The 12,290-nt window shown below is 37.4% G+C and carries 11 protein-coding genes and 1 tRNA gene; 2 read left to right on the top strand and 10 right to left on the bottom strand.

Annotated features, from left to right (window positions below):
- Window positions 1-68: 68 nt before the first annotated feature.
- From HMPREF0873_RS00060 to HMPREF0873_RS00015, 10 genes are all read right to left on the bottom strand, one after another.
- Window positions 69-755: a thymidylate kinase gene (locus HMPREF0873_RS00060; RefSeq protein WP_008713590.1), complete on the bottom strand. Its 687-nt coding sequence runs from the start codon at window positions 753-755 to the stop codon at window positions 69-71.
- Window positions 756-757: 2 nt separating this feature from the next.
- Window positions 758-2,239, bottom strand: a complete 1,482-nt coding sequence (locus HMPREF0873_RS00055; protein WP_004697178.1) for an aminotransferase class I/II-fold pyridoxal phosphate-dependent enzyme — start codon at window positions 2,237-2,239, stop codon at window positions 758-760.
- Window positions 2,240-2,296: 57 nt separating this feature from the next.
- A complete protein-coding gene (gene pth, locus HMPREF0873_RS00050; protein ID WP_004693256.1) occupies window positions 2,297-2,875 on the bottom strand; it encodes an aminoacyl-tRNA hydrolase in 579 nt (192 codons plus the stop codon).
- Between the two features lie 10 nt (window positions 2,876-2,885).
- The gene (locus HMPREF0873_RS00045; protein WP_008713587.1) at window positions 2,886-3,839 is read right to left on the bottom strand and encodes a ribose-phosphate pyrophosphokinase; all 954 of its coding nucleotides are present in this window, start codon (window positions 3,837-3,839) and stop codon (window positions 2,886-2,888) included.
- 127 nt (window positions 3,840-3,966) lie between these two features.
- Window positions 3,967-5,340, bottom strand: coding sequence for a bifunctional UDP-N-acetylglucosamine diphosphorylase/glucosamine-1-phosphate N-acetyltransferase GlmU (glmU, locus tag HMPREF0873_RS00040; RefSeq protein WP_008713585.1), 1,374 nt, complete (start codon window positions 5,338-5,340; stop codon window positions 3,967-3,969).
- A gap of 131 nt (window positions 5,341-5,471) precedes the next feature.
- Window positions 5,472-6,290 (bottom strand): pur operon repressor, encoded by an 819-nt coding sequence (gene purR, locus HMPREF0873_RS00035; protein ID WP_008713583.1) that lies wholly within the window; start codon window positions 6,288-6,290, stop codon window positions 5,472-5,474.
- A 226-nt stretch (window positions 6,291-6,516) separates the two neighbouring features.
- The gene (locus tag HMPREF0873_RS00030) at window positions 6,517-7,125 is read right to left on the bottom strand and encodes a peptidoglycan-binding protein (protein WP_004693247.1); all 609 of its coding nucleotides are present in this window, start codon (window positions 7,123-7,125) and stop codon (window positions 6,517-6,519) included.
- A gap of 262 nt (window positions 7,126-7,387) precedes the next feature.
- Window positions 7,388-8,560, bottom strand: coding sequence for a Na+/H+ antiporter NhaA (gene nhaA, locus HMPREF0873_RS00025; protein WP_008713579.1), 1,173 nt, complete (start codon window positions 8,558-8,560; stop codon window positions 7,388-7,390).
- Between the two features lie 35 nt (window positions 8,561-8,595).
- Window positions 8,596-9,753, bottom strand: a complete 1,158-nt coding sequence (gene nhaA / locus HMPREF0873_RS00020) for a Na+/H+ antiporter NhaA (protein WP_004693243.1) — start codon at window positions 9,751-9,753, stop codon at window positions 8,596-8,598.
- 97 nt (window positions 9,754-9,850) lie between these two features.
- The gene (locus HMPREF0873_RS00015) at window positions 9,851-11,182 is read right to left on the bottom strand and encodes a PepSY domain-containing protein (RefSeq protein WP_004693241.1); all 1,332 of its coding nucleotides are present in this window, start codon (window positions 11,180-11,182) and stop codon (window positions 9,851-9,853) included.
- A 138-nt stretch (window positions 11,183-11,320) separates the two neighbouring features.
- Here HMPREF0873_RS00015 and HMPREF0873_RS00010 point away from each other — a divergent pair.
- Together HMPREF0873_RS00010 and HMPREF0873_RS00005 are read left to right on the top strand one after the other, a co-directional pair.
- Window positions 11,321-11,394, top strand: a tRNA-Gly gene (locus HMPREF0873_RS00010).
- A gap of 88 nt (window positions 11,395-11,482) precedes the next feature.
- Complete coding sequence (locus HMPREF0873_RS00005; RefSeq protein ID WP_004693239.1) at window positions 11,483-11,692, top strand: molybdopterin-binding protein; 210 nt, start codon at window positions 11,483-11,485, stop codon at window positions 11,690-11,692.
- The last annotated feature ends 598 nt before the right edge of the window (window positions 11,693-12,290 follow it).

The raw sequence follows: 12,290 nt of genomic DNA, 5'->3' as shown, positions 1-12,290 counted from the left end.
CCTATCAATACATGCTCAATATTAATATTATATAGGAAAAAGGCGACTTTTAAAAGAGTCGCCTTTTTCTAAGGTAGTAGATTTTCTACTACACCATATACATCATTATGAATTTCTTCAATAGTACGCAACGTATACTGACTAGACTTAGCTTTATCCGCACAAGGTATGCGGTGCCATTGATAACGCTTTACTAATTCTTCATACGCATCGTGAACGGCTACTAAATATGCATGATTCCCTTCGTGAATATCACCAGTATTGCCCCCAGTTTTACCAGTGCGCTCCGCCATAAGGACTTCGCTCACTTCAAGGGGCATATCCAAAAGGCATACTGCATCAGGTTTAGGCAAGCCAAATTTTTGGAACTCAAAATCTTCAAGCCAATCTAAAAATGCAGTACGCTCCTTCAGATCATCGTATTTTACCATTTGATGTACCATATTTGATGTGGTATAACGATCTGCAATGATGATACCTCCATTGTTATAAAACTGCTCCCAATCAGTTCTAAAGGAAGCAAATCGATCGATAGCGTACATGGAGCTTGCCACATAAGGATTTACATCATGTACATCCTTACCAAATTCACCAGCTAAATACATTTTAATAGGCATAGCGGCGCCGCTATTATAGTTTGGAAAGCTCACAGACTTAACGGCATGCCCTTCTTTGGTCAAGCGTTCTACTAAGAGTTTAGTTTGTGTAGCCTTACCGCTGCCGTCTCCACCTTCTAATATAATCAAAGTCCCCATAATTACTCCTGTAATACCCAAATTGTTTCCAATGTCATATCATCAGCACCATTCGGTACAAAACCTAAAGCCTTGCGATTCTCTATATATTGTAACACAGAGGCACTAATCTCTTCACCTACTGCTACACAGGGAATACCCGGTGGATAATAAGCAATTGTCTCCCCTGCAATGCGATGAAGTGCTTCTTTTAAAGGTACTTGCTCACGATTTGCATACATAGCATTACGAGGGGTTATGCGCACAATAGGCGCTGGCAGCAGCGCAGAATCTTTACTAATGTCTTGCAATTGCTCTTCCTCTGTTTTATTAAATTCTTTAAATGCACGTAACACCTTTTCACTTACAGCTTGTACAGCCTTAATAAGAGCAGTTACAGACTCTTTTGTATCACCTATGGTAATGAGCACTAGCACATGATGAGCTTGTACTAACTCCACCTCAATATGATGTTCTCGTAACATCCGTTCAAATTCTACACCTGTGAGCCCTAATTCTTTAGCATCAATCAGCACCTTAGTACAATCATAATTTATTACTCGCTCTTGAATATCCGTGTATTCCATAGCAGCAATACCAGAAATTTTATTGAGTTCCTCACGTAAGTACATACTCAACTCTACTGCACGACTTACTAAATCATTACCTGCTGTGGCTAATTGATGGCGCGCCATATCTAAGGAAGCAAGGAAAATATAGTTTGGACTCGTACTTTGTAACATTTGATGCATTTGCGTAATACGCCGCTTATCAATTTTTTTACCTTGCCCTAATAGCCAAGATGTTTGTGTCAAAGAGCCAACAGATTTATGTGTACTTTGAGCCACCAAATCTGCTCCAGCCTCTGTAGCTTCTATAGGTAAACTTTCAGAAAACGGCAAATGAGGCCCATGAGCTTCATCAACAAGTACAATAAGTTCCCGCTTATGAGCCTCTTGTATGATATTAACAATATCTATGCCCACGCCATAATAGTTTGGATACACTAAAAGAATCGCCTTTGCCTCTGGATGTGCATCCATTGATTTGATAGCATTTTCTAATGATACTCCTAGTGGAATCCCCCAGCGTTCATCAAAATCACAGCCCATATATACTGGTTTGGCTCCTGAGAGAACAAGTCCACTAATAACAGAACGATGTGCTTCTCGAGGAATGATAATGGTTTCATCAGGCCCTACAGTGCCCATGATCATGGCTTCGATCAAAGCTGTAGTACCATTAATAGAAAACCAACAACAATCAGCTCCATATAATTCGGCTGTTAAGTCTTGCGCTTCTTTTAATTCCCGTTCAGGTTCATGTAAATCATCTAAAGCATACATAACACCTAAGTCATAGGATAACGCTGGCCCCATCCAATTCTTTAACAGTTGAGGTGCTTCAACACCTATCTTATGACCTGGCGTATGAAAGGGCACAAAATGTTGTTCTTTATATGATTCTAAAGCCTCTACAAAAGGCATTTTTTCTTGATTACTCATATGTACCTCGTAAAAAGGGCATGAATCTCAATGAGACTCATGCCCTTATGCATGTATTTATCGCCGTGGACGACGTTTAGGATTGAATTGATTCATGCCTTTATCAATACCTACCTCTAAGGTGCCTAATACGGCTTTTACCGTATCCTTAATACCTTTTTGTACCTTCTCTTGCGACTCTTCACTAAATGGTGCTAAAACGTGATCAATGACAGTCCATTGTGGCAATGGACGTCCAATTCCTACGCGGAAACGAGGAAAATTTTCTGTTCCTATATGGGAAATTAAAGATTTAATCCCATTATGTCCACCTGAACTACCATTTGGTCGAATACGCAACTTACCTATAGGTAAATCCATGTCATCATAGATACAATACACATCAGATGGATCAATTTTATAGTACCGCATTAACGGTCCTACAGACTCACCACTTAGATTCATAAATGTTTGCGGCTTTACAAGTAATACTTTCTCACCATCTACGGTAATACTGCATACCTCAGCACGTTGCTCCTCTCTCCAAGGCGTGTGAGGGACACTATCGGCTATGGCATCAATAACCATAAATCCAATATTATGTTTTGTCTTTTCGTATTGCTTGCCGGGGTTACCGAGGCCTACTACTAATTTCAAGAATCACCTATTATTTATCAAATAAATTACTTACAGACACTTCATGGAAGATACGCATAATTGCTTCACCCAACAATGGAGCTACGGATAATTGCGTAATATTTGGTAAGTTGCAATTTTCCGGCAATGGAATAGTATTAGTAACGATAAGTTCCTTAATATTGGAATTTGCAATTCGTTCACTTGCCGGATCTGTCAACACTGCATGTGTAACAGCGGCGGTAACGGATTTAGCACCGAATTCTTCCAATGCTTTAGCACCTTCAACCAAGGATCCAGCCGTATCTACGATATCATCGATAATAATACAGTTTTTACCTGCCACATCACCAATGAGATTCATAACTTTAGCCACACCTGGTTCAGGGCGTTTTTTCTCAATGATTGCAATCGGTGCACCAATGCGGTCAGCCAAATCACGAGCTCTTGTAACACCGCCAAGGTCAGGAGATACAACGATAATATCTTCCATATTTTTTTCATTAATATATTTAGCCAAAATAGATGCGCCAAACAAATGATCTACAGGCACATCAAAGAAACCTTGAATTTGTCCTGCATGCAAATCAATTGTTACAAGACGTGTAATACCTGCCGTTTGCATCAAATTAGCTACTAATTTAGCTGTAATCGGCTCACGACCGCGAGTCTTACGGTCTTGGCGAGCATAGCCATAGTAAGGAACTACTGCAGTGATATGACGTGCAGAAGCTCGTTTTAACGCGTCAGCCATAACCATGAGTTCCATTAAATTATCATTTACAGGATAGCTAGTTGGTTGAATGATAAATACATCTTTGCCACGTACGCTTTCATCAATCATTATTTGTACTTCGCCATTGTTAAAACGACCTACAAATGCTTCACCTAAAGGCAACCCTAAATAATCACAAATTTCCTTTGCCAATGCAGGATTTGCATTACCTGTGAAAATCTTGAGTTTTTTGCCGTCTTCAAATGCCATTTTGTTACCCTTTCATTTGCTCCTATACTGGTTACTTATCCATAATCCATACATTACAGATACACACTATTGCCTTTTTATTGTATACTATTTTGACCTAATTGTGTTAAAAAATATGAGATTTTTTTTATTTCTTTTTGAAAGTATCCTCTGTTACCCAATTTTCTTTCACAATTTGCTTGCTACGACCTACCGCCAAGGCCTTATCTGGTACGTTTTTAGTAATAGTTGAGCCCGCACCTACATAGCTATAATTACCTATTGTTACAGGAGCTACTAAGTTACTATTACAACCAACAAATGCACCATCACCAATAGTCGTACGATGCTTAACTTTCCCATCATAATTTACGGTAATAGTGCCACAGCCAATATTAACACCGGCCCCAACATCACTATCGCCGATATAGGAGAGATGTGGAAACTTGGTACCTTCCCCAACAATAGAGTTCTTAACCTCTACAAAGTTACCTACATGAACCTTATTACCTAAAACTGTATTTGGACGCAAATGGGCATATGGACCTACATCTACACCGTCTTTTACTTCACAGTCATGACCATAAGTAAAATGGATAATCGTATCATTACCGACTTTTACATTCGTCAAACGAGTATGTGGTCCAATTTCACAACGCTCACCAATCACGGTATCACCTTCAAGAATTGTACCAGGATGCAAAATTGTATCTGCACCTACTGTTACCTCAGGAGCCACATAGGTATTTTCAGGATCAATAATTGTTACGCCAGCAGTCATTAACTCAACATTTTTACGATGTTTTAATATAGCTTCAGCCTCTGCTAATTGCAAACGTGAGTTTACACCTAAAGATTCTTCAAAATCCTTAGTCATGTATGCACTTACCTTGTCGCCACCATTTACGAGAATACCAACTACATCAGTAATATACAATTCACCTTGGGCATTATCATCAGATAATTGATCTAAGCAAGGCCATAATTTTTTACTATCAAAAGCGTACATACCTGTATTTACTTCTTGAACCGCTAATTCTTCAGGTTTACCATCTTTCTGTTCTACGATACGAACTACAGAACCCGCTTCATTACGAATGATACGTCCATAACCAGTTGGATCCGGCATATGAGCAGTTAAGATTGTAGCTGCTGCACCGGAATTTTTATGTTCTTCTAAAAGTGCTTCTAAACTTTCTTTTGTAACCAGGGGAGTATCACCGCATAACAATAAGATTGTACCATCATAATCACCAAGTACTGGTTGAGCCATCTTAACTGCATGACCTGTACCATTTTGTTCTTCTTGACGAACAAATTCAGCACGCTCTCCCAAGTAATTTTGTACTGCATCGCCACCAAAACCAACGATAACAACATCGCGATTGGTACCAATGGATTGAACCGTTTCAAGAACGCGTTCTACCATCGCCTTACCGCCGACCTTGTGTAACACTTTTGGCAATTTAGACTTCATACGCGTGCCCTTACCAGCAGCTAAAATAAGGCTTGCAATATTCATAGTAATCTCCTATCTGTTATCTCTTATATCTCTATACCATTTTAAATATTCTTTACGTCATTATTTAGCCCATAGGTCAATACTCAATATAAACCATTATATCAGCCTATAATCTTCCTAATATTAATGATTTACTCTTCATCTAACACAGGCTCTATACTAATTTTCTTTGTATTTTCATCGATACCATAAAAAGTAAATAGTGATTCATAATCATCGATCAATTTCGGACTTGGTTCAGCTGTAGCTACAAGAACACCTGTGCCAACAACGACCCCACTCATTTCAAGAACTAATTCTTTAAGCCCCTTAGCAGTACCGCCAGCTTTCATAAAGTCATCGATAATTAACACCTTCGCATTAGGAGGAATTGCCCGTTTAGTTAGTGTCATAGTTTGAATGCGCCCAGAGGAACCTGTTACATAATTAATGCTAATAGCAGAACCTTCTGTTACCTTACTATCACGTCTAGCAATAACAAGTGGTTTATTGAAAGCTCTCGCTACCATTACAGCCAAAGGGATCCCCTTTGTTTCTACAGTCAAAATATAGTCCGGTTCACGGTTCACAAAACGAGTCATAATAATCTCACCCAGACGTGTCATTACGTGCCAATCATATAAGATATCAGACATATAAATAAAACCACCTGGAATGATGCGATCTGGCTCCATTAAACGAGCTTGTACATCGCGTAAAATATCGTTCGCTTGTGTTCCCTTACGATGCGGAATAAATCGTACCCCACCAGCTACACCGGCCACCGTTTCTAAGGTCCCCAGTTGAAAGTGTTCCATAGACTGCCTTACACATGTCAAATCTTCACTAACCGTTGATTTAGCCATGCCAAAAAAGTCGCAAAAGTAATTTAAAGGAATCAATTTTTGCGGTGAATCAACTAACAGTTTTGTCATTGCCACCATTCGTTCTACACGCCGTACTTTATCCATAGGATTATCCTTTACTATTCATCATATAACTATTGAGTATGCTCATTAATTTAACATCATGAGTCATCATCATATATCTATTATTTATTATACCATAATTTCCGAATATTCGAGGTTTTGAATACATTATAATTCGGTAAAAGAAAAACTCTCTAGCATTTTATACAAGAATATGATTGTAGTCTATACATCTATCATATAATCATATAAAACTAGAGAGTTATCATTATAAAATATAAACCTTTACAGATTGACGTCCAAACTGTAATGCTTCTGCACGAGAATCAAAGGCTAAATCAATGCGATGCCCTTTAATAGCACCACCTACATCGTCAGCTACAGCATAGCCATAACCTTCAATATATAATCGCGTTCCCAAAGGAATTAATTTAGGGTCTACAGACACAAGTCCCTTCCGTAGACGACTACCTGTAGCTGTATATTTTCCGTTGCCAGGATCTTGAGATGAATAGCCACTAGCCTCCATCGTTAAAACTTTAGAGTATTTATTAGGTACTCCATTATGATTGCGTTCTGTGCCATGGCCTCCATAACGAGTCTCCATCTTTTCCAAAGCATTCATCGTAGCAGGACCAACACGACCATCTACAGGGAGCCCTTTAGATTTTTGAAATTTTCGAACAGCTTGTTCTGTATTATGACCGTAAATGCCATCTATAGAATCATGTAAAAAACCTTGATGCTTTAACATGGTTTGCACCTTACTAACGTGATGCCCTCGTTGCCCCCGATCAATAGTTTTTGCTAATGATACAGAGGATACCATTACAATCATACAAACAAGCGTACATGTAATAATTATTTTTTTTATCATATACACCTCACCTTACATTAAGTAGTATACTATACAGTTTTAAATAATCTATAAACCATAAAAGTTCTATTAATATCAATAATTCATATATATTAAATTATAGTTATAGTATAGTTTTAAGGGTGTATTACATATATATCATAAAATTATAAGATACCAATGAAAATCTCCATTATATCCTGCAAGAATATTCGCTTAGATTACTTCTAAAGTCGGAAATACTCTTCAGTCTATAATGGAGATTTAATAGTTTTATTCAATTTTAGCAGTTATGGTATACACCAATATGACATTCTTTTCGGTTTGCACCAACAAGTCTTAAGAAGATGTAGCCGAATAATGCAGAGGTTAATGAGCCAAGTATAACGCCACCTTTTGCCATTTCTTGAGCGTGACCGGGTTCAAATGCCAAGATAGATACGAAGATACTCATTGTAAAGCCTATACCACATACAATCGCAGTACCATATACATGCTTCCAATTAGCTTCTGTCGGCATTGGTACAAGGCCACATTTCACCATCGCAAATACTGCACCAAAAATACCTATTTGTTTCCCTATAATAAGGCCTAATGCAACACCAAGCACTACAGGATGCGTTAAGTCATTAACAGATACATTACGTAAATCTACACCAGCATTAAAGAATGCAAATATTGGTACAATTAAAAAACTAACCCAATTGGACAATAAATGTTCCCAATGTTGCATTGGGCGAACATACTTACGGCCTCGTTTGCCTTTTGAAGGAATTGTCATAGCTAAGATTACACCAGCCATAGTTGCATGTAAACCAGATTTTAATACACAATACCAAAGGATAAACCCTAGAATGATATATGGTAAAGGTCGTACATATCCTTGCTTATTACAATAGATTAAAGCAGCTACAACTACGACAGCTGCACCTAAATACATCATGTGAATACTTGACGCATAGAAGATTGCAATTACGATGATAGCAATCAAATCATCTATAACGGCAAGAGCTGTTAGAAATACTTTCATTGAATTCGGTACTCTAGAGCCTAATGCAGATATAATACCGATGGAAAATGCAATATCCGTAGCAGTTGGTATTGCCCAACCATGTATATATTCAGAATGAAAACCTGCAATTAAGTAGTAGATAAAAGCGGGCGTTAGAACACCAAATAATGCGGCAATGCCTGGCATCACACGCTTAGCATTAGTATTAAGCTCACCTGATACTAATTCACGCTTAACTTCGAGACCTACAAAAAGGAAGAAGATTGCCATCAATGCATCATTAACCCATTCTAAAATTGTTAGATTACCTATATGGTGATTAACGATTTGAAAGTATTGTTCAGATGATGGAGAGTTCGCTAAAATTAAAGCGAGTACTGTTGCTCCTAGGAGTACAGATGTAGCTGCACCTGGAGAACGTAAGAAAACAAAAATGCGTTCCATTTGAATCCTTTCTATACTTACAAAAGATTATTTTATTAAATTTTACCACGCATCTTGCGTATTTGATAAGCTAAAATTAGGACAATCGCACCTAGCAAGCCTGCCGTGATTGATCCTATAAAGATACCTACCTTAGCCATTTCTTGTGTTATACCTGGTGGGAAAGCCAGTGTAGCAACAAAAAGGCTCATAGTAAAGCCAATACCACACAAAATAGCTGTCCCATAAATTTCAGGCCACGTCGTTTTTGTAGGCATCTTAATTGCCTTAGATTGAACCAAAATGTAGACGGCAGAGAATATACCTAATTGTTTTCCTAAGATTAAACCGAATGAAACACCTATGATTACAGGATGGAATAAATTGTCTATGGAAAAATCAGCAAAGGATACACCAGCATTTAAAAAACTAAATAATGGTATAATTAGGAAGTTTACCCAATTGCGTAAAGCATGCGCCCATTCTTCCATAGGATATACTACCTTATCTATAACTTTACCTTTAAAAGGAATTGTCATAGCCAGTACAACACCGGCAATGGTAGCATGCACACCAGATTTTAAAACTAAATACCAAAGAACTAATCCTAGAACACAATACGGAAGTGGTCTTAAATAGCCTTGCTTATTAGTATAAATCAGTAAACCAGTTACAGCCGCAGCAGCTATTAAATCCATAAAGTTAACGCCTGCCCCATAAAAGAGAGCAATAACGACTATGGCAATCAAGTCGTCAATAATAGCTAATGCAGCTAGAAAGGCTTTCATCGCTGTAGATACCTTATTACCAAGCATTGTAATAACGCCTATAGCAAAAGCAATATCTGTAGCGGTAGGAATCCCCCAACCATGTCTATATTCTGGCATATATCCAGCCGCAAAATAATACACAATAGCTGGCGTAATAACACCTGCAAATGCGGCTAATACGGGAAGCACACGTTTCGCCTTCGTATCAAGCTCCCCAGAAATCATTTCCTTCTTGATCTCTATACCAACATAAAGGAAAAAAAGAGCCATTAAGGCATCATTTACCCACTCCAGTATAGTCATTGGACCAAGGTGTATTTGCATGACTGCAAAATACTGTGCTGCAATCGGTGAGTTCGCCACAAGAACGCCTAAAATAGCAGCGGACAGCAAGGATATCCCACCAGCAGACTCTGACTGGAAAAATGCTTTTATAAAATTCATAATAACTACCACTTTCTGAGTCATAAATAATAATACGTATTTTTATGTATATAAAAACAACTATATTTATTATTATATCATTTCAGTTCGAAAATAATCAATATTGTTTACTTTCTTTAAGTAAAGAGATAAAAAATACAATAAGTGATACAGTTAAACAAATAGCAGCAATCGTATTCATAACAGGATTTTGCCAAAGTGGTAGAAGCAATCCTATAAGAACAGATATACTACAAAATAATGGTGTACGCCAAATATGCTTTTCCTCTACCGATACTTTAGATAGAATTACATCTGATTTTTTATACTTTCTAATAATAGTCATCATAAGTCCAGTCACGATACCAATAATGAGAACAATATCCCATATAGCCCACAATATCTTCAGAGCCATCGTATTATGATTATGAATATGTAGGTTAATCATAGTTGTCATACCTGTAAAATACCATGGAACTGCTTTAGTAGAAAATCTATCATTACTAGAATCGACATACAAGTTAGCATATACAGGCTGTCCAAGAAACATAGCTGGATCATCATCATTTTCTGCACCTAAATAAAATGCATAATGGTAATTGTTAAACTTAGATGGATAATCCATAGAAATAACTTGTCGATCTGGATATACTTTCATTATACGAGAAATTGCTTCTGATGGTTGCAATATTTCAGATTGTCCAATCGAAAGTTCCTGTTTAGCATTATGAAGTACATCGGCATTATAGTTATCATTTGCAATAAAAAAGCCCCCAATCCATACACCTGTTATACATAATATAAATCCCCAGACCGTTGCAACTATTGAGAATTCACGATGTAATGCACCTATTTTCATTTTCTTAGATAAAACAGAGGCTTTAGAATAACTTTTACGAAATGGACCATATAAAAAAATCCCTGAAATAATAGTGAGACTACATAAAAATGATAAGAATGTTACAATATATATGCCAATTTTACCTAAATCTAATCGTGTATGTAATTGATGAAGAGTATGTAACATACTACGAATCCAAGGATGTACAGGAGGCTCATTATGTGAAGTAATCAGTTCTTTAGATATAGGATTATATAAAACATAATCCCCACCCATTCCCATGCGAGCTGGAGGTGCTACCGTAGCCGTAGATTCAATAATACGATACCGTAAAATATGTGTAGCCCCCATAGCAGGGGATATATTCAAAATATCTTTTGATGGATATTTCTGTTTAACAAGTAGTGCCCCCTGATCAGCATACTTAAATATAGATTCTTCATGTTCATTCATCGACATTATAGCTGATGAATGATGTGTTGTTCCACCTTGAGCCCATGCATTTAACTCAGTTCGAAACATGAGTACTAATCCTGTAATACAAAACATTAAGAAGAAAATTAAGGAAATGATAGATAACCATTTATGAACTTTATATACTTTTGACATACGAATTCCTCCTTTTCTATTATTTTATACATCTAGATTGAAAGTAATTCAATACATTTACTACTATAGGTATAATCATAGATATATCTATGATTACTTGAATGTATATGTAAATATATGATACAATATTTACATCGTGCGGGCGTAGTTCATCGGTAGAATGCGAGCTTCCCAAGCTTGAGAGGAGGGTTCGATTCCCTTCGCCCGCTCCATATAATTTGTGATGTAATGTATATCACAAATTATATGCAAAATATTATAATATATATACTTTTTGTATTGTTTTTTAAGGAGATATCCATGAAATTAAGTGCAAGAAATCAATTAAAAGGTACTATCGTTGAGATCCAAGAAGGCGCTGTAAATGCAATCGTAAAAATCAACGTAGGTAATAATAATATTGTTACTGCTGACATTACTATTCAATCCGTTAAAGAATTAGGCTTAGCAGTTGGCAAAGAAGTTGTCGCTGTTATCAAATCCACTAGCGTAATGGTTGGTGTAGAATAATAAAGAATTAGAGCTGCTTAGGCAGCTCTTTTTTTGTATATATATTAAATTCCTAATAAGTTGTTATTAATATATAGGCTCTATGATTTTGTGATCATGGGGCTTGTTATTTACATAAATATGGAGTTGCTCAACTAGTTTACGGTTCGATACCATTGGTGCTGCGCACCGCGGTATCGATTAGATAAAGTTTATTTACATATATTTAAAGTAGCTCAACTGCTTTACGGTTCGGTAACATTGGCACGTTGTGCCTCGTTACCGTATGGATTAGTTAGATACTACCATTAGCCGCGGCTTCCTATCAATCCTCACTGTGGATTTCCCTTCTCTGCTTCGCAGCTCGGTAAATCTTACGTTCGGAAGCACTCATATGGTTCGGCTGCGTCGCTTAGCTCTAAGACCTCTTCGGTTGCCCTACTTGCTTCCTCACTGTGGATTTCCCTTCTCTGCTTCGCAGCTCGGTAAATCTTACGTTCGGAAGAAAGCGATGCAGTGAATCTGTCGTCGTTTCACTCCTCCATCTTCTACTGCCCTGCTTTTCCCAGGGCCGTCTTACACGGACACGTACATAGATACAACCTCTACAACCTTGGCT

This window comes from Veillonella sp. 3_1_44 (assembly GCF_000163715.1).
GTDB lineage: Bacteria > Bacillota > Negativicutes > Veillonellales > Veillonellaceae > Veillonella > Veillonella parvula_A.
The sequence above is the reverse complement of the archived record's forward strand: the minus strand, read 5'-3'. Positions and strand labels throughout refer to the sequence as shown.